This is a genomic window from Aminobacter sp. LjRoot7, from assembly GCF_964252895.1.
In the GTDB taxonomy this organism is placed as follows: domain Bacteria; phylum Pseudomonadota; class Alphaproteobacteria; order Rhizobiales; family Rhizobiaceae; genus Aminobacter; species Aminobacter aminovorans_B.
On record NZ_CAXUPX020000002.1, the window covers coordinates 371,810 to 397,650 of the forward strand.

The following is a 25,841-nucleotide window of genomic DNA, read 5'->3' on the forward strand; positions in this document are numbered from 1 at the left end:
CCACATCTTGTTGAGCCAACAATGACATGAAGGAACAAAGGAGCGATTGCTGCAAACAGTGGTATTTTGCGCAGGCTTTTCACCAAAGTTTAACGGACTGGCCCAGCTTGCGGACGTTGTCGCGCAGGTAATGTCTCACGGGCTCCGTAAGCATTTGATTTAAATTGCAAAACAGCATCAGGGCGGGCTCGAGACAGATTCGGAAGCGCCAAGTCGGCAAATAACCCCCTGTTTACCATGGCGATAACTGTTCTCGAATGTCGGCGCCATGATCCCGATATTCGCCGCGTAGCCGGGTTTCCGTCGGCCAGCTTTATCCCTTCATTAAAGGCTCGGTGCGAGTTTGGGACAACTACAGAAGAGCCGCAAAGCGAGCCACGGAAGAGTGCGTAGCGTTGAGTTTTGTCATGACCAGATACGGTGAGTTTTCCGGCGCGATGGCCGGCGGCTGCGACCGGCTGGTCCATCCGTCGGCTGATGGTACCGAGCGTGCGCGCCAGAGGCGCCTTGTCGGCCTGCTGCTGGCTGCGCCCTTTCTGGTTGCAGGCGCGGGTGTGTTCCTGGTCTCGGCCAATCTCGGCGCGGCCTCGACCTTTGCCGTCATCTTTGCTGCCTTCAGCCTGAGCTGGCTCGCCGCATTGCTGATTGCCGCCACGGGCAAGACCGAACAGATCGGTGGGACGTCGCTTGTCGTGGCAACGGCCGCGATCGCAGCGATCGTTGCCGCGGGGGGCGGACTGACGTCGCCGGCGACATTGCTGGTCGCAGCACTGCCGCTGGAGGCGCTGTGGGTCTGGCGGACGCGCAAGGCGGCAAAGCTCGGCGCAATCGCAGCCGTCGTCGCCCTATTGTCTCAAGGTCTTCTTGGCTCCATGCCTTTCGCTGAGGGCGCAACGGTATCCGCATGGCATTGGCTTCTGCCGGTTGCCTGGCTCGCCACTTTTGCCGCGCGTGCCAGCACATTCCTGGATCGTCGCGTCGAAAAGCAAGACGCGCCAGCCGACATGCTGGAAAAGCTCCTCAAGGCAGTCGTGCTACGCGTTGCCCACAATGGCGACGTGACCGACGTGTCTGACCAGGCGCGGGCCATGCTCAGGCTGCAGCCGGAGCTCCTGCTGGGAACGGCGCTTTTCGACCGCATCCATGTTGCGGATCGTGTTGGCTATCTCTGCGCCCTGGCAGACATGCGCGACGGCGCCCAGTTGCGCGAGGTCGAGCTGCGTTTGCGCCTGCCGAGGCAGAACGAAGGTGACGCTGGCGACAACTTCCAGCCTTTCGTGCTCGAGCTGATGAAGGCCGAAGGCCAGTCGTTTGTCGCGGTCGTCCGCAACAACGACACGGTTGCCGATCTGCGCGACCAACTGGCCACGGCAGCCGATGCGGTGAAAAGCGCTGAGCTCGCCAAGAGCAACTTCCTGGCCGCCGTCAGCCACGAGCTGCGGACGCCGCTGAATGCGATCATCGGCTTTTCCGACATGCTGCTGCACGAGATGTTCGGTGGCTTCAAGGAGCCGCGCCAGAAGGAATATGTCGGCATCGTCCGCGACTCCGGCCAGCACCTGCTCGACGTGGTGAATTCGATCCTCGACGTCACCAAGATCGAATCGGGCTGCTACGCGATTACCCCGGAGCCGTTCAAGTTCCGCGATGCGGTCGACATGTGCGCTTCGATGCTGGCACTGCAGGCACAGGCCAAGTCGCTTGACCTAGCGGTCGAAGTGGCCGCCGGCACGGGTGAGGTCAAGGCCGACCGGCGCACCGTGCAGCAGATGCTGATCAACCTCGTGTCCAACGCGGTCAAGTTCACGCCGGATGGCGGCAGGGTCGAGATCGGCGCCAAGCGTCTCGGTTCGCGCCTGCACTTCTGGGTGTCTGATACGGGCATCGGCATTGCCCAGGACGACCTGTCGCGCTTGGGCACGCCCTTTACGCAGATCCAGAACGACTATACCCGCCGCTTCGAAGGCACCGGCCTCGGGCTATCGTTGGTCAAGGGTCTGGTTGCCCTGCACGATGGCACGATGTCGATCGAGAGCGCGCCGGGTGAAGGAACGACCGTCACCATCAGCCTGCCCATCGAGGGACCTAGCTTCCGGCCCGAGCCCACAAGGGGCGAGCTGATGCGGCTTCCTGCTGGCAGGAACAAGGAGGTGCGCAGTGGCCCGCTCCGCAAAGCAAGCTAAACGGCAGGTCATTGAGGAACGTAGCCCGCTCCAGGACGGCGTCCTGGCACTGGGCGGACTGATTGCACGCAACCCGGTGCTGGTCGGTGGATCGACGGCGTTTATGGTAGCGCTGTTTTATGTCTCGGCGAATGCGCTTTGGTATCAGCCCTACGCGCATAAGGGCGCATTCTTCTCGACCCGCGAGGCGGTCGAGTTTCCCGACATGAACCAAAACGCGCCCGAGACGACGATCAAGATCGAACGCCCGCATGAGGCCACGGAGGTCGTCAGGCCACTGGGCGATCCGCGCATCGAACGGGTGCAGGGCATTCTCAAGGACCTCGCGTTCTACGACGGCACGGTCGACGGGCTGAACGGGCCGGCAACGCGCGGCGCCATACAGGCCTACCAGAAGAAGGTCGGCATGGCAGCGACTGGTGAAATCGACACCCAGTTGCTTGAGCAACTGGGTGCGGCCGACACCACTGCAGGCATAGCGCCACGGCCGACGCCGCGTGAACAGGCGGTGCCTGCAGCGGCGCCGAAGTTGACACCTGCTCCAACGCCAGCACGTGCCGAACCTGCATCCGACGCCAACATCAGCGCGCGGATCATGAAGATCCAGGCCGGGTTGAAAGCCTTTGGCAATGATGGCATCGAAATCGACGGCGTTCCCGGCGCCAGGACCAAGTCGGCAATCCGCGAGTTCCAGGCTCTGTTCGGCCTGCCGGAAACCGGCGAACCCGACCCTGCCGTCTACGTCAAGATGCGCGAGATCGGCTTGACCAACTGATGCCGGGCGGCTTCGGCCCGGATTGTGCGCATGCACGCCAAGCCGCTATAGAGGCCTCGTCGAAACTACGATCGGGCCGGTCCTATGCGTCTAACCACTGACTTTTGGGTGTCGGCCCTGCTGCGTCGTGTCTTTGGCGAAGGCGGCTTTGGCGCGATCCTCAACCGTGGCGCACTGGAAGCAGGGGCCGTCTTCATCCTCACCCGCGATCGTTTCGGCCGTTCGAACCTCTACGGGCCGGCGCCGCAGACCAGCTACGATATGGCGCGGCCGGGCGAACGCCAGTTCAGCCTGCTTGAAAGCGATGATGACGGCACGGCGATCGACAAGCGGCTCGAACGCGAGCGGCGTTTCGATCCGGACATCTGGGTGGTCGAGATCGAGCCCGGCAAGACCGAGATCGTCGACCTCGTTTCGATTACGACGCCTTGAGCTGGTCGCCTTTTGGCGTCGAGGACCTGATCCTCGGCTGCAGCCGTTCGGCATTGCTGCGGATGCGGGCACCGACGGACGCAGCCTTCCAGTCGCGAACGCGATCAAGCGCCACGTCGCGATGCAGGGCGCGGTAGCGCTCCAGGAACAGCCTGACCGATTCCGCATGGGCAAATTGACCGGGCAGGATGGAGGCAGCAAGCAGGAATGCCTGCTCTTCCGCCAGGTCGAGCGCCTTGAGCGCGTCAATGAGCGAGGAATAGCCTGACTTCTCGGTGATCGAGCGGGCGGCAAGAAGATCGATTTCCAGCGCGTCGGCCAGTGCCGTCTGGAAGAATGTGTCGTTGCCCGTCAGCGCTGTCGCCTTGAGCCTGTCGTAGGCCGGCGCGCGCTCTTCGTCAGCCACGGTTTGGCGGGGGGCGGCCGGCGTCATCATCGCGCGCAGCTTGCGGCGGACATTTTCGGCGAGCTGGCCGGGAACGGGACCATTGGACACGTCGGGTGCCACGACCGCTCCGGACGCTGGGGATGCGGCTGTTGCCGGCTCGGCCCGCTTGGCGCCTTCGGGATAAACCAGGCGCGGGCGCTCAAGCACCCGGATCAGGTCGGCAATGGTCTGGTGAAGGTTCGGGCGGCGGGCGATGGCACGCGCATGCGGCAGGCCGTGGCGGCCGATCAATGCGATGAGCGTGACATCGGACAGGATCGGCGAACGCACGAGCAGCGGCGCTGCGATGTCGACGGGCTCGTCGCAGAGTTTGCGCACCAGGCCGAACGGCGCGTATTCGCTTTCGGAAAGTGCGGCAGCGACGAACCTGCGGGCTTCGACCGAGACCTTGTCGAACAACGGGAGCGTAAGGTCTTCGAGTTGCGCGATCTCGCGGCGCGAAGGCCGGGGCAGGGCGCAGAAAGCTGAAACCGCAGCCCGGAACAGCCGCTCCGGCTTCCCGGTTTCGCGTCCGATGGCAATTTGCCTGAAGTCCGATGCTGACACGAACGGGTACGCCTGACAAAACTCGACACTGCCCCGGAAGGATCGACGCTGGCGCGCCATGGCTTCCTAAGGTGAACATAAACTTAGCGAGGATTTGTTAGCGCACTGTTAACTGTGGCGTTAAGGAATGCGTTTGTTACCAATTGGTTACGAGGATTTTCTAGCGAGCATCGGCAAACTGGCGCTCGTTGCGGCCATGGCATCGGCAATGCTGCTGCTTTCACGCGCTTCTAACGGCGATCGGCTATCAAGAAGGTGCCAAAGACGCAGTTGGAAAGCCAAGAGTTGAATCAAATCTTTGGCAGTAACGGACTGTTAACCTCTCTGCTGGCCTTATCGAGGCGGAGGCGTTGCGTGCTTACTCCGGTCGAACCGAGAGGGAAATCGCGAACCATGGGCAGCGTTGTGTCTTTCATGCCGCGTCGTGCGGCCATCCGCCGGTCTCCCCGGACAGCGGAAACTTCGGCATCCATCATCATCTTTCCTGGCGTGCGCTACGAGCGAACCAAGGGCCCGGCTTCGAGTGCCGGCGAGTTGCGAAACGATGCACCCCGCCGCAACGATCCGCTGCCGCGTCACTGACGGCGACAGACCGAACTGCCTGCTAGGCGACGCATTGCGCCTGATTTGATGCGGGCTTTACTGGATGTCGCAGTTGATGCCGTCGAGGAAGCGCGAGACCGTCGGCTTCCAGCTGTCGTCGGGAACGAAGACGCGGACCACGACGATGCCTTCGTCGATTGGCGTTTCGACAAAAATCGATTTTTCGAATTCAGTCGGCAGTTCCTTGCGCAGGTCGATCATCTGCGCCGGCGTGAGCACGACGAAATCGAGGTTGCCGTCGGTCGCCGTGCGGTCGTTGAAGCTGTAGATGTTCTGTCCGCTGCGGTCATAGACCGACGCCGACCAGTAGGGGACCTTGCCGGCATTGTCGATGCGCACGACACCTTCATTGAGATCGAAGCGGCAGGCGGCTTCATAGAAGGACGGATCGAGCGCCTTCACCACCGGCGTGCCGCCGATCTCCTTGTCGAGGCGGACGACCTTGTTGGGCCCGGCGACCATGGCGAGACGCGACCAGGCATCGCGCTCGGAAAAACTCGGCACCAGAAGCAGTATGACGATGTGGGCGATGCCCGCGCCGAGCAGGCCTATTGCCAGGGCATGAAAAAGCCTACGCATTGCACTGGACCCTGACGATGCGCGGCATTTCGATGCCGGACAGGCCGGTGCTGCTGGCAATGGGTGTGTCGTAGAAGGTCAGCACCAGGTTCATCGCGCCAACGCCGCCGACGGCGAGCCAGTTGCCGGGTTCTGGCCGTGTGCCGACCGAAACGCTGATCGAGTTGTCGGGCTGTCGCAGCACCTCAAGTGAATGCAGCATCGCGTCGCGGCGGATGCCTGACTTGAGCGCTATGTGCGCCCTGTCGGTCGCATAAAGCGTCCAGAACCTGGCGACCGGTAGCGACCCTTCGATTCGGTAGCTGCACTCGCTCTTCAACGTGACGCCGGCGGAGTCGCGATCGGCGACAAAGCTGAGGCCCTCGGCGCGGCCAAGCGCCAGCACGCCGTCGCGCGCGACGCGCGCCTTGGAATAGGGATCGGCCTCCGGCGTGCCGATATCGGGGAAAGCGGTCCACGGGCCGACCGACACGGCGCCGATGCCCTCCTGCGAGTTCAGCACCATGCCGACACTGGCGGCACCGCCACCGACAGCGACGGCGAGAGCGAGAACGATCAGGATCGATTGTTTCAGCATGAGCCGCCGCAGGATGGAGTTGGCGGAGGAATATCCTGCCATTCAGCATGAAGGCAAGCGGGGAGAAGCTGCAACCGATGGGTGAGCGCGTGCTGGCCTGATCTTTGCCCCGATCTTTGCGGTGTCACAGCGCCGACAGCGTCTCGGGCTCGGGTGGCGCGACGATTGCCGGCGCCTTGTGGAAGACGTCGGCGATATCGCGCAGGGCGCGCGTCGTCGTGCTGGAAAGGACCGGAGGGCGATCCGAGGTGTCAACGGCCTGCTGCGGTCCGTTCTTGGCGGCTTCCTCGGCCTTGGCGATGGCAGCTGGATCGACATAGGGATCCTTGATGCCGGGGATCGGCTTGAGGTCGATGTTCTGGTGGGCGTAGGCCATGAAGCGCTGCCAGACCATGGCTGGAAGCGAGCCGCCGGTCATGTTGTTGGTGGTCGAGAAGTCGTCGTTGCCGAGCCAGACGGCCGCCGTGTAGTTGCCGGTGTAGCCGATGTACCAGGCGTCGCGGTAAGACTGGGTGGTTCCCGTCTTGCCGGCGGAGCGGATGTTGGGCAGGGCCGCCTTGCGCGCCGTACCGACCTCTGGGATCTGCACCATGATGGAGTTCATCGACGCGACAGCCTGCTCGGACAGCACCCGGTGTGGCGGTGGCGCATCCTTGCTGTAATCGTAGATGAGCTGGCCGGAATGGGTGACGAGCTGGGTAATGCCGTGACGGGTGCCGACGATACCATCCTGCGCCAGTACGCTGTAGCCCGTCGCCTGATCCATGACGGTCAGGCCTGACGTGCCGAGCACCATCGTCTTGTGCGAGCTGACAGGAGATTCAACGCCCATCGCCTCGGCCATCGCCTTGATCGGCGGGATCGACAGATGGTCCTTGGCAAGGCGCACCGGCACGGTGTTGATCGACTTGATCAGCGCGGTCGAAAGCGTCATGCGGCCGGAATAGCCTCTTGTGTAGTTCTTCGGCGACCAAGCACCCCAGCTGATTGGCCCGTCCGAGATGACCGATTCCGGCGTGAAGCCGTTTTCCATGGCGGTGGCATAAACATAGGGCTTGAACGACGAGCCGGTCTGGCGCTGCGCCCGGGTGGCGCGGTTGAACTGGCTCGCGCCGTAATCACGGCCGCCGACGATGGCGCGCACGGCGCCGTTGGTCTCGATGACGACCACCGCACCTTCAGTGACGTGATATTCCTTGCCGAACTGGCGGAGATGGAACTCGACCGACTCTTCGGCGGCCTTCTGGATGTTCATGTCGATGGTGGTGCGGGCGACCAGCGAGTGGATGCCGGACTTCGCCGCGATCTTCTTGACCTCATCGAAGGCCCAGTCGAGGAAGTAGTCGGGGCTCTTGCGGTCGCCTCGGTCGACGATGTCGGCGGGATGCAGGCGGGCCGACAGCACCTGGCCCTCGGTCATGAACCCAGCCTGCACCAGATTGCTGAGCACAACATTGGCGCGGGCGCGGGCGGCGGGAAGGTTGATGTGGGGGGCGTATTTGGTCGGTGCCTTGAACAGGCCGGCGAGCATCGCAGCTTCAGCGAGGTTGAGGTCCTTGACCTGCTTGCCGAAATAGAAGTCGGCCGCCGCCGCAATACCGAACGTGCCGCCGCCCATATAGGCGCGGTCGAGGTAGAGCTGCAGGATCTCTTTCTTCGACAGGTTCGATTCAAGCCAGATCGACAGGAACGCTTCCTTGACCTTGCGCTCGACGGTGCGCTCGTTGGTGAGGAACAGGTTCTTGGCCAACTGCTGTGTCAGGCTCGAGCCGCCCTGGACAACGGAGTTGGCACGGACGTTTTCCGACATGGCGCGGATCAGGCCAAGGAAATCGATGCCGTAATGTTCGAAGAAGCGCCGGTCTTCGGTCGCCAGTACGGCCTTGATGACATGGTCCGGCATCTCGTCCACCGGCACCGAGTCGCGCTGGATGATGCCGCGCTGGCCGATCTCGTTGCCGTAGCGGTCGAGGAAGGTGACGGCGAAGTCGTCCTGGTTGCGCCAGTTGCCGGTGGTTTCCTGGAAGGCAGGCATCGCCAGCGCCAGCATCACCACCGAGCCGCCGGCAGCCATGGTGAAGGATTCGCTCAGGACCTCGATGACGCCGCGGCGCCAGCCTTTGACACGGAAGCGGCGGAAGAAGATCGTCGCATTTTCCCAGAACTGCTGTGCCCGGAAGCGGAGTTCATACAGCGAAGAGTCGAGCCAGGCATCAAATGCCAGCAGACCGGCCGAGATGCGGCCTCTTTTCTTGCGCGGTGGGATGGGATTTTCCATTCGAGACGAGCCCGGCACGTGACTGCAGCTTACACGAAAACACTTTTGCTGGCGAATTCAGGGCACGCGTCCCTCGGCCCAGCCTCGACTTGTCCCCGATTTTCGCTGCCGCGACAAGAGCAAGTTGGACACATCTCGGCGATTAGAATTTTGCTCTGATGTAGGAATATATTCTTGACAGCGTAACGGTGCTTCGATAGTATCTGGCTATCGTCAAAGAAGTGTAGCCGGCAGTGCCGCACGGACAGGCAACTCCCTGAAATCATGAATATGGAGGTTTCGTTGGTCGCGAAAGCGAACGAACGAAGGCAGGCAGTGCGCACGCTTTTTGAACGCGGCGCTGTCGATATCGAGCTTTTGTCGGCGGCGAGCGGCTATGCCGTCTCCTCGATTGAACGACGCATCTTGCGGGAAGGGTGGGTTTCCCCTGTTAGCGATGACATCGACGACCGTTTGGCGCGGTTGGCCGATTCTCTGGTCGGGCAGGTCGAAACGCTGCGCCTAGAAAACGAGGGCGGTTTCGACAAGGGCCAGGTCGACATGGTCGGTTCGATCGTAAGAACCGTCGAGAAGATCAGCGAACTGATGCGAGGGGGCGACCGCGCGAAAGTGAGCCAGACGAACCGAGATGCAGAAATGGCGGACGTGCTTGCAAGGATCGACCGACGCATCATCGAGCTTGCTAGAGATTATGCTCGGGTGCTGGGCGCAGGAGAACCTGACCGAGCGTGAACGGCACCTTACTGCGCGGGAGTGGATTCACTTCGCCCGCATCGCTCAATACCCGCTTGGGCCTCAGCCCGCGACTTGGCTGGTGGTCGGTGGGCGCGGGGCCGGCAAGACCCGGCTCGGGGCAGAATGGGTCAACAGCATGGTGCGTGGGTTTTCTCCCTTTGCCAGCCATAAGCATTCACCCATCGCCCTGGTCGGCGAGACCTTGGCCGATGTCCGCGAGGTGATGATCGAGGGGCCGTCCGGGATCGCAACGATTTCGCGTCATGACAGGCCGCGTTTCGAGCCGAGCCGCAAGAGGCTGGTCTGGGACAGTGGTGCTGTGGCGCAGATATTCTCCTCCGAAGATCCCGACAGCCTGCGCGGACCGCAGTTTCAGGCGGCGTGGTGCGATGAACTTGCGAAGTGGAAACATGCGGATGCCTGTTTCGACATGCTGCAATTCGGGCTCAGGCTTGGCGACAGGCCGAGGCAGATCATCACCACGACTCCGCGGCCCGTGCCGCTGCTGAAGCGGCTGCTTGCCGATCCGGAGGTTGTGGTGACGCGCATGCGTTCGGATGAAAACAGCGCCAACCTGGCGCCGGGCTTTCTGAGCGCGATCCACAGCCGCTATGGCGGCAGCGTGCTGGGGCGGCAGGAGCTGGACGGCGAACTGATCGAGGATCGCAACGATGCCTTGTGGTCGCGCGGTATGCTCGAGGCGGCCTTGGTCGCAGACGCGGGCGACTTGCGCCGCATCGTGGTGGCGGTCGACCCGCCGGCGAGCTCGCGCAAGACATCGGATGCTTGTGGGATTGTCGCTGTCGGGCTGAACAGTGCGGGCAGGGCGGTGGTGCTGGCCGATGCCACGGTCCAGGCAGCGAAACCGCAGGACTGGGCAGGCACGGCGGTGAGGCTGTTTCATCGCCTGGAAGCAGATTGCATCATCGCCGAGACCAACCAGGGCGGCGAGATGGTGACGGCGGTGATCCGCACTGTCGACCCGGCAGTGCCGGTGAAGGCGGTTCGGGCCAAGCGGTCGAAATGGCTGCGCGCCGAGCCTATTGCGGCACTCTATGCGCAGGGCAGGGTGCTGCATGCCGGACGCTTTCCAGCGCTGGAAGATGAGATGTGCGATTTTGGCCCGAACGGGCTGTCGAATGGTCGTTCCCCCGACCGGGTCGATGCGCTGGTTTGGGCCATCGGCGAACTGATGCCGGACTGGTCGACCGAACCCAGAATCCGCGATTTTCTCTGAACAGGAAACGATATGGCTTTGAACTGGCCTTGGTCCTGGCTGACCGGGAAGCGTAGCGTCGTGCCTGAACGCAAGAGTGGCGTGCCGACCGGCTTCGTCGCACTCCATGCACAAGGCGAAGCGCGCTGGACGCGGCGCGACTATGCCGGGCTGGCGCGCGAAGGTTTCATGCGCAACCCGATCGTGCATCGCTCGGTGCGCCTGATCTCGGAGACGGCGTCGGCCATTCCCTGGCTGCTCTACGAAGGCGCCAGCGAACTGGACGATCACGCCTTGCTGGGGCTGCTCGAGCGGCCAAACGACAGGCAAGCCGGCGGCAGTTTCATGGAGATGCTGTATGGCCACCTGTTGTTGTCGGGAAACGCCTATGTTGAGTTGGTCGAGGCGGGCGGAGGAGCACGTGAGTTGCACCTCTTGCGACCCGACCGGGTTGCCGTGGCCGCAGATGCCAGCGGCTGGCCCGTGGCGTTGGAGCATCGAGAGGGCAGCGCGCGGCGGCGTGTCAGCCTTGGCCTGGGCGAACATGGCGGCGCGGCGCACCTGACGCTGTTTCATCCGCTCGACGACCACTACGGGTTTCCGCCGCTCGAAGCGGCGCTGATCGCGCTCGACACGCACAATGCAGCAGGAAGGTGGAACAAGGCCTTGCTGGACAATTCGGCGCGGCCGTCCGGGGCGCTGGTCTACGCTCCGAAGGATGGCGGCAATCTGAGCGACGAGCAGTTCGACCGGCTGAAGGCGGAGCTGGAGGAGGGCTACTCTGGGACGACCCGGGCCGGGCGGCCGCTGCTGCTCGAAGGCGGGCTCGACTGGAAAGCCATGGGTCTGACGCCAAAGGACATGGACTTCATCGAGGCCAAGCACTCGGCGAGCCGCGATATCGCATTGGCCTTCGGGGTACCGCCAATGCTGCTCGGCATTCCCGGTGACAACACATATGCCAATTACCAGGAGGCGAACCGCGCCTTCTATCGCTTGACCGTGCTGCCGCTGGTGGCGCGGACGGCGAAGGAGCTTTCCGCCTGGCTGGCGCCGGCTTTCGGTGAAGGCTTGCGGCTCTGGTACGACGCCGACCAGGTCGAAGGGCTTGCCGGCGAGCGCGACGCGCTTTGGACCCGGGTCGAAGCGGCCAGTTTCCTCAGCAAAGACGAAAAGCGCGAGGCCGTCGGCTATCCGCCACGCGGCTGAACGATCGAATACGGAACCTCATGACGATGACCTACCTGCCCGATCCCGGCTGGCTGTGGCTTGCCAAAAGCGCGGGCGCGATCGCCGGTTCGGCGATCTCGCTCGCTTACATCCTGCCGCAAGGCCGGCGCGAGGCCGCGGTGCGCTTCGCCGTCGGCGTCGCCTGCGGGCTGGTGTTCGGCGGAACGGTCGGCCTGAAGATCGCAGCCGAGCTTGGCATCGAAGAACTGATCAACGTGACGGAGATGACGATGATGGGGGCTGCCGCGGCAAGCCTGTGCGCCTGGTGGGCCCTTGGCTTCGTCAAGCGCTTCTTCGAAGGCAACCGCCTCGCGCGCTGGATCGATCAAAGACGCAAGAGGAGTGGCGCTCATGATTCATGAAGCAACGGCGCGGCAAGGCGAGCAGAAGTTCGTCGACCTGGTGCTCGACGAGGTCGCCGGCGACGGCAGTTTCTCAGGCTATGCCAGCCTCTTCGGCCGTGTCGATCTCGGCAAGGACATCGTGGAACGCGGCGCCTTTGCCAAGTCGCTGCGGACACGCGGTGCTGCCGGCATCCGCATGCTGTTTCAGCACGATCCCAATCAACCGATCGGCACCTGGACGGAACTCAAGGAAGACGCGCGCGGCCTGTTCGTTCGCGGCCGGCTGGCCAAGGACGTTGGTCGCGCCCGCGACGTGCACAATCTCTTGCGCGGCGGTGCGCTGGACGGATTGTCGATCGGCTTTCGCGCAGTGAAGGCGCGCAAGGAGCAGGCGAGCGGCATACGCCACATCCTCGAGGCAGACCTCTGGGAGATTTCGATCGTCACCTTTCCGATGCTGCCCGAAGCGCGCATCGACACGGTGAAGGGGCGTGGGCGGCTGCCGACGACGAGACAATTCGAAGGCTGGCTCACGCGGGATGCGGGGCTGACCAGGAGCGACGCCAGGGCGGTCATCGCCGAGGGCTTCGCCAGCCTCGTGCGCAAGCGGGACGCCGCATGGGGATCCGAGAGCGGCCTTGTGGAACGCATCCGCGAGGCGACGCGCATGATCAAGCAAAAAGGAAGCAGCGCATGAACGAGACCCACACGCCGCGCGCCCCCGAAATCAAGGGAGCGGCTGGCGATACACTCGACCTGAAGGATGCCTTCGGCGAGTTCATGACCACCTTCGAGGCCTTCAAGGACAGCAATGACGAGCGGCTGGCGCAGCTGGAAGGCAGGCTTGGCGCCGATGTGGTGACGACCGACAAGGTCGACCGCATCTCGCGCGCCCTCGACGAGCAGAAGCGGACACTCGACAGCCTGTCGCTGAAACGGCTGCGGCCGGCACTTGGGCGCGACGGCCGTTCGATGCCGAGCGAGCACAAGGACGCCTTCGAGGCCTATATGCGCAGCGGCGACGATCGTCAGCTGCGCTCGCTCGATACCAAGGCGATGTCATATGGCTCCGGCCAGGACGGCGGCTATCTGGTACCGCCCGAGACGGAAACGGAAATCGGGCGCAGGCTGTCGACCTTGTCGCCGCTGCGTTCGATCGCCTCTGTCAGACAGGTGTCGGCGGCAGTGCTGAAGAAGCCGTTCACCATCACCGGTCCGGCCGTCGGTTGGGTGGCGGAAACGGCGGCGCGCCCGCAGACGGCCACGCCGACCCTGGCCGAGCTGCAGTTTCCGACGATGGAACTTTACGCCATGCCCGCGGCGACGGCCTCGCTGCTCGAGGACAGCATCGTCGACCTCGACCAGTGGATCGCCTCCGAGGTGGAGACGGCATTTGCCGAGCAGGAGGGCACGGCCTTCGTCAACGGCAACGGCGTCAACAAACCCAAGGGTTTCCTCGACTACAACAAGGTGGCCGAGGCGAGCTGGGCTTGGGGCGACATCGGCTATGTGGTGACCGGTGTGTCTGGCGCCCTGCCGGCCTTGAGCCCGTCGGACATCCTGATCGACACCGTCTACACGCTGAAGGCAGGCTACCGGCAGAACGCCAACTGGGTGATGAACCGCAAGACCCAGGCGTCGATCCGCAAGCTCAAGGACGCCGACGGCAACTACCTGTGGCAGCCGCCTTCGGCACCTGGCCAGCGCGCCTTGTTGATGGGCTTCCCTCTGGTCGAGGCCGAGGAGATGCCCGATGCGGCGGCCAACGCAACCCCGATCGCCTTTGGCGACTTTGGTCGCGGCTACCTCGTCGTCGATCGTACTGGCGTGCGGGTTCTGCGCGATCCGTACTCCGCCAAGCCCTATGTGCTGTTCTACACGACCAAGCGCGTCGGCGGCGGCGTCCAGGATTTCAGCGCGATCAAGCTGCTCAAATACGGCACCGCGTAAGTCGGCCTGAACGGGCTTTGCGCCCGCTGGCCGCCCAGTGCCGTTGCGGCCCCGGTTCCTCCCCGCCGGGGTCGCTCCCTTCCATCCAACACAGGTGATGAATGACCCTGATCAGAACCGTCGCGCCGACGGTGGAGCCGGTGACGCTTGTCGATGCCAAGGCGCATCTGCGCGTCACGCATTCGAGCGAGGATGGGCTGATAAGCGGCCTGATCCGGGCTGCGCGAGAGGACGTCGAGCGCGCGACCGGAATGGCGCTGATCGACCAGACCTGGCGGCTGGTGCTCGACCGCTGGCCGGCCGATAATTTTGTCATGCTGATGCGGCATCCGGTCAGGCAGGTGCTTTCGGTGACGATTTTCGGCAGCGAAGGCGCAGCGTCGATCGTCAATCCGGCCGACTATCAGCTGGACACGCTGTCGCGCCCCGCACGCATCCATTTCGATCGCGCGCCGGAGCGGCTCCGCGTGATGAATGGCGTCGAGATCGATTTTCGCACCGGCTTTGGCGAGGCGGGCACGGATGTGCCTGACCTGCTGAAACGAGCGATGCTTCTGCTCGTTGCGCATTGGTATGATTTCCGCACGAGCTTTGGCCCCGATGACCAGCCGGTGTCTTATCCAGGCGGCTACGATCGGCTGCTTGCCGGCTACCGCTTGCGGAGGCTCTGATGCGGTTGAGTTTCGTCGACCCGGGCGCGCTGCGCCACGAGTTTGCGCTGGAAGAATGCACGACCACGCCGGACAACCTTGGCGGCCACACGGAAAGCTGGGTTGAGCTGGCAACGCTGTTTGCGCGGGTCGAGCCTGTCACCGTGCAAAGCGTGTTCGGCGCCGACCAGTCGCTGGAGACGGTAACGCATCGCGTCACGATGCGGTGGCGGACGGGCCTGAAAAGCGGCATGCGCCTGCGCCGCAACCAGCGGATCCTGGACATTATCACTGTCCACGATCCCGATGAAACGCAGCGCTATCTCGTTTGTCGCGCAAGGGAGCAGGGCGCATGAATCTGACGATGAGGTTGACGCTGGACGGCCTGAAACGGGCGCTGCGCTGGAAAGCGCATGAACTGGCGGAGGACATCGAACAGGATTACCGTGGCGACGTTGGTGTTTCGGCTGAGGCACCGCCGAGGCGGGCAAGCCCGCGCAGGATCAGGGAGCGAGATGATGACCGCCCCGGCCGCTGAATTGCAGAAAGCGGTGTTTGCCGCACTTCGCGGCAATTCGGCACTTGTGGCACGCCTGGGCGGGCCGAAGATCCATGATCAGGCACCGGCCAACGTCATCTTTCCGTATCTGACCTTTGGCCGGACTAGCGTCTATGACTGGAGCACCGACACCGAGAGCGGCTGCGAACACCTGTTTTCAGTTCATGTCTGGTCGAAATCCCAGGGCAAGCGCGAGGCGCTGGAAATCATGGAGATCGTGCGTGGCGTGCTCGACGATGCGACGCTCAATCTGGGCACGCAGCACTTGGTCAGCATGCGGCTTGAATTCTCCGAAGCACGTTTCGACGACAGGCTCTCGCTGCATCACGGTTTGCTGCGCTTCCGCGCGGTGACCGAGCCGACGCCTGCCTGACCCAGACGGTCGGCAACATTTCCTCAGGACATTCAGGAGACCACTCCATGGTCGCACAGAAGGGCAAGGACCTTCTGCTCAAGATCGACAGCAACGGTCTGGGCAGCTTTGTCACGGTCGCGGGGCTGCGCTCGAAGCGCATTGCCTTCAACAGCGAGACGGTCGACATCACCGATGCGGAGTCGGCCGGGCGGTGGCGCGAGCTTCTGGCCGGAAGCGGGGTGCAGCGGGCCGCGGTGAGCGGCTCCGGCATCTTCAAGGACCAACAATCCGATGCCAGAATCCGCAGCTGCTTCTTTGGCGGCGAGATTCTGAGGTGGCAGCTCGCCGTGCCCGATTTCGGCGTCATCGACGGGCCGTTCCAGATCACGGCGCTGGAGTATACCGGCAACCACGACGGAGAAGTGACCTTCGAGGTGGCGCTCGAATCCGCCGGCGTCATTGGCTTTACGGTGACGCCATGACCGCAAACAGACGACGCGGCGAGATCGCCGCCGAGCTGGACGGCAAGAGCCACCGGCTGTGCCTGACGCTGGGCGCCCTGGCGGAACTGGAAGCGAGCTATGCCGCCACCGACCTGACGGCGCTGGTGGAGCGCTTTTCCTCCGGCCGCCTGTCGGCTTCCGACATGATCCGCGTCATCGGTGCCGGTTTGCGCGGTGCCGGCTACGAGCTTTCCGACAACGAGGTGGGTGGCATGCGTGCCGACGGCGGCGTCGCGGGTTTCGCTGCCATCGTCGCGGATCTGTTGACCACGACGTTTGGCGCAGCCGCCAAGGCGGAAGAGACGCGAAACCCTTAGGCGCCGCAGCGGGCACCGGTGCCGAATTTCCCTGGGACAGCGTGATGGCCACGGGGTTCGGCCTGCTGCGGCTATCGCCACAAGCATTCTGGGCGATGACTCCGCGCGAATTGGAGCGCGCGATGAGCGTGCTTGGTACGGCCAGAACCGGAGCACCTGGCAAGGCGCAACTCATGGAACTGATGAAGCGGTTTCCGGATCGGATGGAGAACCGAGTTGGCTGAAAATATCGATATCAAGATCGGAGCGGATGCCAGTTCGTTCGTGGCGACGTTGAAGTCACTGGAAAAGCTGTCCGACAGTTTCGGTGCTCATCTTACGGGCGCGCTGAAGATGGCGACGGTAGGCGGCCGCGAACTCGAAGACGTGCTGAGAAGCCTGGGCATGAACATCGCCGGTATGGCACTGGGGCACGGCCTCAAGCCGCTTCAGGCGCTGGGCTCGTCGTTGTTCAAGAACATTCTGCAGGGCCTCCAGGGCATCCTTCCCTTCGCGAATGGCGGCGTAACCGGGGGCGTAACGCCATTTGCCGCCGGCGGCGTGGTGTCATCGCCGACCTATTTTCCGAATGGCAAGCAACTCGGCCTGATGGGCGAGGCGGGAGCGGAGGCGATCCTGCCGCTGCGGCGCGGGGCGGATGGCAGCCTCGGCGTGGCGGCACCTGGCGGCGGCGGGGCCGTCAACGTCGTGTTCAACGTGACAGCACAGGACGCATCGTCGTTCCGCAAATCCGAAGCCCAGATCACCGGCATGCTGGCGCGCGCGGTTTCGCGCGGCGCGCGAACGTTTTGAGGAGGCAGCGTGACGGAGTTCAGCAGTTTCCATGACGAGGTCTTTCCGCTCGCGGTGTCCTTCGGCGCAACGGGTGGGCCGGAGCGGCGCAACGAAATCGTGTCGCTGACGTCGGGGCGGGAAAAGCGCAATCTGCGCTTCTCCCAGTCACGTCATCACTATGATGCCGGAACCGGCGTGAAGTCGCTCGACGATCTTCACGATGTCCTGGCTTTCTTCGAGGCGCGGCGAGGCTCGCTGCACGCATTCAGGTTCCGCGATCCATTCGACATGAAGTCATGCCGGCCGAGCGAAGTTCCCGGCATGCTGGATCAGGTGTTGGGGGCGGGCGATGGTCTCAAAGCGCGATTTTCCCTGACCAAGACGTATGGCTCTGGAGCCGACGCCTACAAGCGACTGATAGTGAAGCCGGTGGCTGCCAGCCTGCGGATCGCGGTGGCAGGCGTGGCGCGGCTAGCGCCGGCATTCTCATTTGACGATGGGACTGGCGACGTGGTTTTCGCGGCCGGTTCGATCCCTGCCATGGGCGCACAGGTGACGGCGGGGTTCGAGTTCCACGTGCCAGTGCGCTTCGACGCCGAGCGGCTTTCGCTGCGCGTCACCGCCTTCAAGGCCGGCCAGATTCCATCGATCCCTCTGGTGGAGGTTCGGCTGTGACTATGCCTCCGGCCTTGGCGGACCATCTCGGGCGGTCCGTGACCAGCGTGTGCTATTGCTGGCGGCTGACTCGAGCCGATGGCGTGGTGACGGGTTTTACGGATCACGATCGTCCGCTTGTCCTTGATGGCACGACGTTTGAACCAGAGACCGGCCTTGCCGCCAGCGAGGCCCGCAGTTCGCTTGGTCTTGCGGTCGACACGGTCGATGTCGAAGGCGCGTTGTCATCCGAGCGCATTCGCGACGAAGATATCGCCGCGGGACTCTACGACAATGCGAAGGTCGAGACCTTCCTGGTCAACTGGATGGTACCCGCCCAGTTCTCGCTGTTGCGAACTGCGACGATCGGCAAGATCACGCGCAGCGACCAGCGTTTCGTCGCCGAGCTTGAGAGCGCGACCCATGCGTTGGACCAGCCGCGCGGGCGCTACGTCAATCGCGCCTGCGATGCCGAACTCGGCGATGCCAGGTGTGGCGTGGCGCTGAACCAGCCGCAGTTTCAGGGCAGTGGAAGCGTTACCGCCCATGCCGCGCCAGACATACTGTCGGTATCGGGACTGGGCAGCTTCGATCCGGGCTGGTTCACGCATGGCACGTTGACCTGGACCTCGGGTGCAAGGAACGGCCGTGTCGAGCGGATTGTCGATCACCGCCGAGATGGTGCTGGGGTAACGATCATTGTTGGGTCGAGCGCGGGACCAGCCATCGCAGCTGGCGCTACTTTTTCCATCCGCGCAGGATGCGACAAGCGGTTTGCCACCTGCAAGGCGAAGTTCGCCAATCCGTTGAATTTCAGAGGGTTTCCGCATCTTCCCGGCAACGACGCGGGGTATTCCTATGTCACGGAGGGCGGCGTCTTCGATGGCCGGCCTGTCGTTCCATGAAGGGTGACGATATCGCGGCGTCAGTCGTGGCGGAGGCGCTGGAATGGGTCGGCACACCCTATCGCCACCAGGGCAGCCGCAAGGGTGTCGGCTGCGATTGCCTTGGATTGTTGCTCGGCGTCTGGCGCGAGATCTACGGACGTGAGCTGGATCGACCAGGGCCGTATGCGCCCGACTGGGCCGAAGCCACCGAGCAAGAACGCCTGCTCGACGGATTGCGCAAGCACATGCCGGAGAAGCCGGTTGCCGCCATTGCCGCCGGTGACCTCATTGTCTTTCGCTGGCGGCCGCATTTGCCGGCAAAGCACGCGGCGATCCTGACCGAACCGGATTGTTTTGTGCACGCCTATCAGGACCACGGCGTCACGCTAACACGGCTGGTGCCGCAGTGGCGTCGGCGCATTGCCGCGGTCTTCGCTTTCCCAAACCCGACCTGACCAGAGCTGAACTCGGAGACCATTGATGGCCACCATCCTGCTGCAGGCTGCCGGGGCATTTCTCGGCGGCATGCTGGGACCTATCGGCACTGCCATTGGTACTGCTGCCGGTGCACTGGCCGGCTACGTCATCGATAGCGCGCTGATCAATGGCACCAGGAGGATCGACGGCCCACGATTAACTGGTGCCCGACCTTTCACCGCCGAGGAAGGTGCCCCCCTGCCGCGGATTTATGGCACCGCCCGTGTCGGTGGGACACTGATCTGGGCGACGCGCTTCAAGGAAACGCGTTCGACGCGCCGCCAGGGCAAGATGGGTCCGAAGGTGACCGAGTACGCCTATTACGGCAACGCGGCCTTTGCGCTTTGCGAAGGCGAGATCGCCGGCATCAGGCGGGTCTGGGCGGATGGGCGCGAGATCGATCGCGAGACAATCGAGCTGCGTGTTCATCGCGGCACCGAGAACCAGGCTGCCGATCCGCTGATCGCGGCCAAGCAGGGCAGCGGCAATGCGCCGGCCTATCGCGGCGTCGCCTATGCGGTGGTTGAGAACCTCGACCTTGGTCCATATGGCCACCGCATGCCGCAGATGCAGTTCGAGGTGATCCGCCCGATCGGTGACCTGCGCAAGCGCATCCGTGCCGTCTCCCTGATTCCCGGTGCGACGGAATACGGGCTGTCGACCAGCCTGATCAGCCGCCAGAAAAGGCCCGGCGAGACTGAGGCGATCAACCGCCACGTTCTTTTCGCGGGCACCGACATCGCAGCTTCGCTCGACGAGTTGCAGATGATCTGCCCCAACATCGAGAACGTGGCGCTCGTCGTCGCCTGGTTCGGGAACGATCTGCGCGCCGGTCAATGCCTGGTGAAACCGGGGGTGACAGGCGCCTCGACTGCTGGATTGTCGAAGGCCTGGCAGGTGTCTGGTTTGACGCGTTCGAGTGCTGGGGTCGTTTCGACCTACGACAACGGTCCGGCATATGGCGGCACGCCGTCCGATCGCAGTGTCCGGGAGGCGATCGCCGAGATCAAGGCGCGCGGCCTGAAGGTGACACTCTATCCCTTCATCATGATGGACATTCCGGCCGCCAACAGCCTGCCTGACCCCTATGGCGCCGCACGCCAGCCAAGCTACCCCTGGCGCGGACGTATCACCTGCATGCCCGCTCCGCAGATGCCTGGCACAACCGACCGGACGGCGGCCGCGCGAAGCCAGATCGACGCGTTCTGCGGTTCGGCGCTGCGGACGCAATTTGCCGCGGCTGGCGACACCGTCAATTTTGGTGGCAGCTCCAGTGACTGGGGCTATCGGCGGTTCATCCTGCATTACGCGCATCTGGCGGCGGCTGCGGGTGGGGTCGATGCATTCCTGATCGGAACCGAGTTGTGCGGACTGACCACGCTGCGCGATGGTGCGAACGCCTTTCCGTTCGTTGAAAAGCTCTGCGCGCTGACCGCCGACGTTCGGGTCGTGCTCGGGCCTGCCTGCCGCATCACCTATGGCGCCGACTGGAGCGAGTATTTCGGCCATCAGCCGAGCGATGGCAGCGGCGATGTCTATTTTCACCTCGACGCGCTTTGGGCGCATCCAGCGATCAATGCGATCGGCATCGACAACTACATGCCGCTGTCGGACTGGCGCGACGCGGACTATGCCGGAGGAAACCCGGACGGATTTGACACGCCATATGATCTGATGGGCTTGCGCGCCTCCGTCACTGCCGGCGAGGGGTTCGACTGGTATTATTCCGGTTTTGCGGCTCGCCTTGCACGGACGCGAACCCCGATCACCGATGCCACTCACGGCAAACCATGGGTGTTCCGCTACAAGGATCTGGTCGGCTGGTGGAGCAACCCGCACTACGACAGGCCAGGCGGCGTCGAGGCCGCTTCGCCGACGGCTTGGGTACCCAGCAGCAAGCCGATCTGGTTCACGGAGTTGGGATGCCCGGCGGTCGACAAGGGGCCGAACCAGCCCAACATGTTTCCGGATGCCAAGTCGGTCGAGGACGCGGCACCTTACTTTTCGAACGGAGGCCGGTCGGACATTGCCCCGCGGCGGCTGCTCGAAGCCCATGCATTGCACTGGGATCCCGCTGCCGCAGGCTTCCAGGAGGCGCGCAATCCGGTCTCGCCGGTCTATGGCGGGCGCATGGTGGACGTCGCCCGCAGCTATGTCTGGGCCTGGGATGCACGGCCCTATCCGGCCTTTCCGCTGCAGTCCAAGGTCTGGTCGGACAGCGCGGGCTGGCATCGCGGCCATTGGCTGAACGGACGCCTGAACGCGCCTTCGGTATCCGATCTGATCAACGAAATTCTTCAGGATCACGGCTTGCCGGCGGCAGATGTGGCCGGCGTCGAAGGAACGGTGAGCGGATATGTTGTCGGCGATCCGAGTTCGGCCAGGGCAGCGCTCGAGCCGCTGATGGATCTGTTTGGCCTCTCGGCGCATCAGGAGCCGGATCGGCTTGTCTTTCGGCAGGCGGTGGCATCGCAAGGCGCGGCCGTCGAACTGACCGAACTGGCATTCGACGGCGAAAGCACTGTCGTTGAAACCGTTCGTTTGCCCGATCACGATTTGCCGGCCGAGGCGCTGGTCAGCTTTGGCGATCCCGCCAATGACTATCAGTCGGCGTCGGCCTGGAGCACGCGGTTTGCCGCCAACAACAGCCGGCAGCATACGATTTCCTTCCCCGGTATGCTCGAAGCCGGACAGGCAACCGCGCTGGCCGAAGACTGGATGCGACGAACCTGGCAGGAGCGGGAGCAACTGAGTTTTGCCCTGGCCGAGCCGCGTGCGCACATCGTGCCGGGAACGTTGATCAAGGTGCCGGCTTCTGGCAGCAGCGCCGAATTCCTGGTCACCGGCATTGAACAGGGCCTGGTGCGCAAGGTCGCGGCAAAGCAGATCGCGCGGGCGGCGCCCGCACCTTGGCGGTCTTCGAATCCCGGTGCCGAACCGGCGACCTCGATCGTTGTCGGCCAGCCACATGCGGTGTTCCTCGATCTGCCGATGATGGGCACGGGGTCGCCACAGGACCAGTTCCGCGTGGCCGTGAGGCACGTGCCGTGGCGAAGCCAGGCGCTGTTTGCTTCGCCCGAGGACACGGGCTTTGTGTTGCGGGGGGCGGTTGGCCGTCGAGCTGACATGGGGCGGCTCCGGGCAGCGCTCCTGCCAAGCGTGGAAGGCAGGCTCGACCGGGCAACCGTTGTGAACATCGAACTGTACGAAGGCGAGTTGGCAAGCGTCAGCCGGCTGCAATTGCTCAATGGCGCAAATCTCGTGGCGGTGCGGTCCGCAGTCGGGACCTGGGAGATATTGCAGTTCGAGGTGGCAGAGGAAACGGCGCCTGGAATTTGGCGCCTCAGCAATCTGCTGCGCGGCCTGTTCGGAACAGGAGACGCTACCGCTGCCGGTGCCACCGCCGATGCCGATGTGGTCGTGCTCGACACGGCCGTCGTTGCTGCCGGGTTGTCGGCTGGTGAAGCAGGGCTCCTGCTCAACTGGCGTGTCGGCCCGCTGGGCGGCGATTTCTCCAGCGCGAGCTTTTCGGCGCATCAGGAGACTGGCGGCAAGCGAGCTCTGATGGCGCTCAGTCCGGTGCATCTCCGAGGCAAGCACACCGCGGGCGGCGATCTCTTGCTGTCGTGGATCCGGCGCGGACGTCTCGACGCTGACAATTGGCAATCGAGCGACATTCCGCTTGGCGAGGACCGCGAAGAATATCGCGTCGATGTGGCAGCAATCGGCGGCGCCATCGTGCGGTCAACGACAGTTTCGGTGCCGGCCTGGACCTACGCGGCAGCCGACATCGCCGCCGACTTCGGCTCGCCGCCGGCGGAAGTCGGAATAACCGTGCGCCAGCTCAGTGTTGCCTCGGGATGGGGTGTGCCAGCGACACGCCGCCTTACACTTGCATGAACTCAGGCAAGCTTTTCACCCGAAGGGATATAAACATGTTGAACCTGAAACCCTGGTATCTCTCGCGCACGATCTGGGCCTCTGTCGTGACCATGCTGATGGGGGTGGCTGGGCTCGCTGGCGTGCCCGTCGACGGCGTCGACAATTCGGCGTTGACCGACACTCTCCTGCAGGCAATCACTGCGCTTTCGGGGCTGATTGCAATCTTCGGTCGGGTATCGGCAAAGGAGCGGATCGGCAAGAATTAGCAGACTTGCAAGTGCGGGTGTTTGCATGAATTCATTGTTCATTCCACGTTCAGCACTGGCGTATTAGAAATCCTGTTATGAAAACGCTTCGCTCCATATTCCGGCCTGCCATGTCAGCGGTTTGCGCGCTTGGCCTGTTTGCCACCTCAGTGGCAGCGGCGCCCATGCCCGCGGCGGAAGGTGAAATCCTTGTGGCTGCCGCGGATTGCTACTCGATCGGCCAGCAGGTGGCCGACCAGCATGGCGGCACCTTGGCGCGGGCGTCCGAATCCAATCAGGGTGGGCAGTCGGTCTGCGTGATCGTGGTGCTGGTTCCGGCCAAGGACGGCCAGCGTCCGCGTCGCGTCGAGGTCGTCGTGCCGGCCAACTAACCCGGATTTCCCGCCCCGGATTTCCTGCAAGTCCGGAATCGCCTATATCTCCGTCATCTTTTCACTGGTCGCAAAGCCGCATGCGCATACTCGTCGTCGAAGATGACAAGGATCTGAACCGCCAGATATCAGAGGCGCTGACCGACGCCGGCTACGTCGTCGACAAGGCCTTTGACGGCGAGGAGGGGCATTTCCTCGGCGATACAGAGCCATACGACGCCATCGTGCTCGACATCGGCCTGCCGCAGATGGACGGCATCAGTGTCGTTGAACGCTGGCGACGCGAAGGCCGCAAGATGCCGGTGCTGATGCTGACGGCGCGCGACCGCTGGAGCGACAAGGTTGCCGGCATCGACGCCGGCGCCGACGACTATGTGACGAAGCCATTCCATATCGAGGAAGTGCTGGCGCGGGTGCGAGCGCTGATCCGCCGCGCGGCCGGCCATGCATCGTCCGAACTGTCGTGCGGGCCGCTCAGGCTCGACACCAAGGCCTCCAAGGCCGACGTCAACGGCGTGCCACTCAAGCTGACCTCGCACGAGTTCCGGCTGCTCGCCTATCTCATGCATCACATGGGCGAGGTCGTGTCGCGCACCGAACTGGTCGAGCATCTCTACGATCAGGACTTCGACAGGGATTCCAATACCATCGAGGTGTTTGTCGGGCGTCTTCGCAAGAAGATGGGCATTGACATGATCGAAACCGTCCGCGGTATGGGTTACCGCATGCGCGAGCCGGAGGCGTAAGGCGGAAAAGCTGGCCAAACGACTGGGGCGCTGGAAGCGTTACGCGCTTGGGCTCGGACCGCGTTCCCTGGCGTTTCGCGTCATCGCGTTCTCGACCGTTTGGGCGATCCTCGCCTTCGCCCTGATCTTCACAGTCATCAGTTCGCTCTATCGCCAGACCAGCGAGCGCGGCTTCGACAGCCTGTTGTCGGCGCACCTGTTCAATCTCATCGGCTCGGTCGGAGTCTCGGACAGTGGCACGCTGACAGGCGGCCCCGATCTCGGCGATCTTCGTTTCTCAGAGCCTGAATCGGGTTGGTACTGGTCTGTCGAGCCGGTCTCCAAGGGGCTTGTCGGGCAACTCAGGTCGTCGTCGATGACCGAGCCGGTGGCATCGCCTGATGTCGCAGACGTGCCGTTCAATGCCGAGTTTCAACGCCATTATCGCGTCGCCGGCATCGTCGGCGAGGAACTCGAGGTCTTCGAGACCGAGTTCGTGCTCGATTCGCAGAACCGCATCGCGCGATTTCGCGTCATGGGCAACCGCTCCGAGCTCGAAGCCGAGATCGGCGGCTTCGAGTGGCGCCTGTTCACCTATCTCTCCTTGTTTGGCCTCGGCATGATCGCGATCAATGCGATCGCCATCCTGCTCGGCCTGCAGCCGCTGGCACGGGTGCGCAATGCGCTTGCCATGGTGCGTGAGGGCACGGCGCAGCGCCTGACCGGACGGTTCCCCGCCGAAATCCAGCCGCTTGCCAACGAAACCAACGCGCTGATCGAAAACAACCGCCGCATCGTCGAGCGCTCGCGAACCCAGGTCGGCAATTTGGCGCATTCGCTGAAGACGCCTTTGGCGGTGATGCTGAACGAGGGGCGCGCCTTGGGCGGGCCCAAGGGCCAGCTTTTCGCCGATCACGCGGCGGCCATGCAGAAGCAGATCGACCATTATCTCCAGCGCGCCCGGGTGGCGGCACAGCGCGAAAGCGTGGTCTACCGCACGCCGGTGGCGCCTTTGCTCCAGCGCATGGCGCGGGTGATGGAGAAGCTCTCGCGGGGGACGGCGTTTTCGCTGAACTTGCCGGCAACCGAGGTGGTGTTCGCCGGCGAACGCGAAGATCTCGAGGAAGTTGTCGGCAATCTGCTCGAAAACGCGATGAAATGGGCGCACAGTGCCGTCAGGATTTCAGTCGAGACGGCAGAGCCGGTGAACGAGGAGCCGCCGCGGTTTTCGATCCTGATCGAGGATGACGGACCGGGGATTCCGGAGGACAAGGCGCGCGAAGCGTTGCAGCGGGGCAGGCGCCTCGACGAGACCAAGCCGGGTACCGGACTCGGACTGGCGATCGTCGCCGATCTGGTCAAGGAGTATGGCGGCACGCTGCGGCTTGAGCGCTCGACGATGGGCGGATTGAAGGCCGTCGTGGAGTTGCGTGGCGTACACTAGGAAATGGCAGGAGAAATGGCTGGCCGAATCGGCCCCATTTCGGCCAAAGATGCAATCTAACGCGGCGCCAAGCCCTTGTAA

Annotated in this window: 28 protein-coding genes and 1 pseudogene; 25 read left to right on the forward strand and 4 right to left on the reverse strand. The window is 63.6% G+C overall.

What is annotated here, in order from left to right; genetic code table 11:
• Positions 1-407: 407 nt before the first annotated feature.
• The 3 genes from ACSQ3E_RS07460 to ACSQ3E_RS07470 all read left to right on the forward strand — a co-directional run bounded on the left by ACSQ3E_RS07460 (position 408) and on the right by ACSQ3E_RS07470 (position 3,390).
• Complete coding sequence (locus tag ACSQ3E_RS07460; RefSeq protein ID WP_436122199.1) at positions 408-2,183, forward strand: ATP-binding protein; 1,776 nt, start codon at positions 408-410, stop codon at positions 2,181-2,183.
• Positions 2,158-2,958 carry a peptidoglycan-binding domain-containing protein gene (locus ACSQ3E_RS07465; RefSeq protein ID WP_436122200.1) on the forward strand — a complete coding sequence of 267 codons (801 nt, stop codon included), beginning with the start codon at positions 2,158-2,160 and terminating at the stop codon, positions 2,956-2,958. The genes ACSQ3E_RS07460 and ACSQ3E_RS07465 overlap by 26 nt, the downstream gene beginning before the upstream one ends.
• Positions 2,959-3,042: 84 nt before the next feature.
• Entirely contained in the window at positions 3,043-3,390 is a 348-nt protein-coding gene (locus ACSQ3E_RS07470) for a DUF1491 family protein (RefSeq protein WP_310323288.1), read from the forward strand.
• On the opposite strand, the gene ACSQ3E_RS07475 is transcribed toward ACSQ3E_RS07470, so the two are convergent.
• The 4 genes from ACSQ3E_RS07475 to ACSQ3E_RS07490 all read right to left on the reverse strand — a co-directional run bounded on the left by ACSQ3E_RS07475 (position 3,377) and on the right by ACSQ3E_RS07490 (position 8,421).
• Complete coding sequence (locus ACSQ3E_RS07475) at positions 3,377-4,384, reverse strand: DUF2336 domain-containing protein (protein ID WP_436122201.1); 1,008 nt, start codon at positions 4,382-4,384, stop codon at positions 3,377-3,379. The genes ACSQ3E_RS07470 and ACSQ3E_RS07475 overlap by 14 nt on opposite strands.
• Before the next feature lie 639 nt (positions 4,385-5,023).
• Positions 5,024-5,566: a DUF1254 domain-containing protein gene (locus ACSQ3E_RS07480; RefSeq protein WP_310323290.1), complete on the reverse strand. Its 543-nt coding sequence runs from the start codon at positions 5,564-5,566 to the stop codon at positions 5,024-5,026.
• A complete protein-coding gene (locus tag ACSQ3E_RS07485) occupies positions 5,559-6,143 on the reverse strand; it encodes a DUF1214 domain-containing protein (RefSeq protein WP_436122202.1) in 585 nt (194 codons plus the stop codon). The genes ACSQ3E_RS07480 and ACSQ3E_RS07485 overlap by 8 nt, the downstream gene beginning before the upstream one ends.
• 124 nt (positions 6,144-6,267) lie before the next feature.
• Positions 6,268-8,421 carry a transglycosylase domain-containing protein gene (locus tag ACSQ3E_RS07490; RefSeq protein ID WP_310323294.1) on the reverse strand — a complete coding sequence of 718 codons (2,154 nt, stop codon included), beginning with the start codon at positions 8,419-8,421 and terminating at the stop codon, positions 6,268-6,270.
• Between the two features lie 264 nt (positions 8,422-8,685).
• Between ACSQ3E_RS07490 and ACSQ3E_RS07495 the strand changes: the two genes are divergently transcribed.
• The 22 genes and pseudogenes from ACSQ3E_RS07495 to ACSQ3E_RS07600 all read left to right on the forward strand — a co-directional run bounded on the left by ACSQ3E_RS07495 (position 8,686) and on the right by ACSQ3E_RS07600 (position 25,760).
• A complete protein-coding gene (locus tag ACSQ3E_RS07495; protein WP_436122203.1) occupies positions 8,686-9,153 on the forward strand; it encodes a hypothetical protein in 468 nt (155 codons plus the stop codon).
• The gene (locus tag ACSQ3E_RS07500) at positions 9,113-10,393 is read left to right on the forward strand and encodes a DNA-packaging protein (RefSeq protein ID WP_436122489.1); all 1,281 of its coding nucleotides are present in this window, start codon (positions 9,113-9,115) and stop codon (positions 10,391-10,393) included. The genes ACSQ3E_RS07495 and ACSQ3E_RS07500 overlap by 41 nt, the downstream gene beginning before the upstream one ends.
• A gap of 12 nt (positions 10,394-10,405) precedes the next feature.
• Entirely contained in the window at positions 10,406-11,581 is a 1,176-nt protein-coding gene (locus ACSQ3E_RS07505; protein ID WP_436122204.1) for a phage portal protein, read from the forward strand.
• Between the two features lie 26 nt (positions 11,582-11,607).
• Positions 11,608-11,964, forward strand: coding sequence for a DUF6107 family protein (locus ACSQ3E_RS07510; RefSeq protein ID WP_409014631.1), 357 nt, complete (start codon positions 11,608-11,610; stop codon positions 11,962-11,964).
• Entirely contained in the window at positions 11,954-12,643 is a 690-nt protein-coding gene (locus ACSQ3E_RS07515) for an HK97 family phage prohead protease (protein ID WP_436122205.1), read from the forward strand. The genes ACSQ3E_RS07510 and ACSQ3E_RS07515 overlap by 11 nt, the downstream gene beginning before the upstream one ends.
• On the forward strand, positions 12,640-13,896 hold the full coding sequence (locus ACSQ3E_RS07520; RefSeq protein ID WP_436122206.1) for a phage major capsid protein: 1,257 nt from the start codon (positions 12,640-12,642) through the stop codon (positions 13,894-13,896). Before ACSQ3E_RS07515 ends, ACSQ3E_RS07520 begins: the two co-directional genes overlap by 4 nt.
• A 101-nt stretch (positions 13,897-13,997) precedes the next feature.
• Positions 13,998-14,567 carry a head-tail connector protein gene (locus ACSQ3E_RS07525; protein WP_436122207.1) on the forward strand — a complete coding sequence of 190 codons (570 nt, stop codon included), beginning with the start codon at positions 13,998-14,000 and terminating at the stop codon, positions 14,565-14,567.
• On the forward strand, positions 14,567-14,902 hold the full coding sequence (locus tag ACSQ3E_RS07530; RefSeq protein WP_436122208.1) for a phage head closure protein: 336 nt from the start codon (positions 14,567-14,569) through the stop codon (positions 14,900-14,902). The genes ACSQ3E_RS07525 and ACSQ3E_RS07530 overlap by 1 nt, the downstream gene beginning before the upstream one ends.
• Positions 14,899-15,084 carry a hypothetical protein gene (locus ACSQ3E_RS07535; RefSeq protein ID WP_310323306.1) on the forward strand — a complete coding sequence of 62 codons (186 nt, stop codon included), beginning with the start codon at positions 14,899-14,901 and terminating at the stop codon, positions 15,082-15,084. The genes ACSQ3E_RS07530 and ACSQ3E_RS07535 overlap by 4 nt, the downstream gene beginning before the upstream one ends.
• Positions 15,065-15,478, forward strand: a complete 414-nt coding sequence (locus ACSQ3E_RS07540; protein ID WP_436122209.1) for a DUF3168 domain-containing protein — start codon at positions 15,065-15,067, stop codon at positions 15,476-15,478. The genes ACSQ3E_RS07535 and ACSQ3E_RS07540 overlap by 20 nt, the downstream gene beginning before the upstream one ends.
• Before the next feature lie 47 nt (positions 15,479-15,525).
• Positions 15,526-15,942 carry a phage major tail protein, TP901-1 family gene (locus ACSQ3E_RS07545; protein ID WP_310323308.1) on the forward strand — a complete coding sequence of 139 codons (417 nt, stop codon included), beginning with the start codon at positions 15,526-15,528 and terminating at the stop codon, positions 15,940-15,942.
• Positions 15,939-16,280, forward strand: a complete 342-nt coding sequence (locus ACSQ3E_RS07550; protein ID WP_436122210.1) for a gene transfer agent family protein — start codon at positions 15,939-15,941, stop codon at positions 16,278-16,280. The genes ACSQ3E_RS07545 and ACSQ3E_RS07550 overlap by 4 nt, the downstream gene beginning before the upstream one ends.
• Positions 16,281-16,318: 38 nt before the next feature.
• Positions 16,319-16,504, forward strand: a pseudogene (locus ACSQ3E_RS07555) (phage tail assembly chaperone); the annotation flags it as partial.
• The gene (locus ACSQ3E_RS07560; protein ID WP_409014624.1) at positions 16,497-17,072 is read left to right on the forward strand and encodes a phage tail tape measure protein; all 576 of its coding nucleotides are present in this window, start codon (positions 16,497-16,499) and stop codon (positions 17,070-17,072) included. The pseudogene ACSQ3E_RS07555 and the gene ACSQ3E_RS07560, both read left to right, overlap by 8 nt.
• A gap of 9 nt (positions 17,073-17,081) precedes the next feature.
• Entirely contained in the window at positions 17,082-17,729 is a 648-nt protein-coding gene (locus tag ACSQ3E_RS07565; protein ID WP_436122211.1) for a phage distal tail protein, Rcc01695 family, read from the forward strand.
• Between the two features lie 2 nt (positions 17,730-17,731).
• Positions 17,732-18,613, forward strand: a complete 882-nt coding sequence (locus tag ACSQ3E_RS07570; RefSeq protein ID WP_436122490.1) for a DUF2163 domain-containing protein — start codon at positions 17,732-17,734, stop codon at positions 18,611-18,613.
• Complete coding sequence (locus tag ACSQ3E_RS07575) at positions 18,610-19,050, forward strand: NlpC/P60 family protein (protein WP_436122212.1); 441 nt, start codon at positions 18,610-18,612, stop codon at positions 19,048-19,050. Before ACSQ3E_RS07570 ends, ACSQ3E_RS07575 begins: the two co-directional genes overlap by 4 nt.
• A 25-nt stretch (positions 19,051-19,075) precedes the next feature.
• Complete coding sequence (locus ACSQ3E_RS07580; RefSeq protein ID WP_436122213.1) at positions 19,076-22,972, forward strand: baseplate multidomain protein megatron; 3,897 nt, start codon at positions 19,076-19,078, stop codon at positions 22,970-22,972.
• 35 nt (positions 22,973-23,007) lie between these two features.
• On the forward strand, positions 23,008-23,220 hold the full coding sequence (locus ACSQ3E_RS07585) for a hypothetical protein (protein ID WP_436122214.1): 213 nt from the start codon (positions 23,008-23,010) through the stop codon (positions 23,218-23,220).
• 77 nt (positions 23,221-23,297) lie between these two features.
• The gene (locus ACSQ3E_RS07590) at positions 23,298-23,591 is read left to right on the forward strand and encodes a hypothetical protein (protein ID WP_436122215.1); all 294 of its coding nucleotides are present in this window, start codon (positions 23,298-23,300) and stop codon (positions 23,589-23,591) included.
• A gap of 80 nt (positions 23,592-23,671) precedes the next feature.
• A complete protein-coding gene (locus ACSQ3E_RS07595; RefSeq protein WP_067964332.1) occupies positions 23,672-24,337 on the forward strand; it encodes a response regulator transcription factor in 666 nt (221 codons plus the stop codon).
• A 22-nt stretch (positions 24,338-24,359) separates the two neighbouring features.
• The gene (locus ACSQ3E_RS07600) at positions 24,360-25,760 is read left to right on the forward strand and encodes an ATP-binding protein (protein ID WP_436122491.1); all 1,401 of its coding nucleotides are present in this window, start codon (positions 24,360-24,362) and stop codon (positions 25,758-25,760) included.
• Positions 25,761-25,841: the final 81 nt, after the last annotated feature.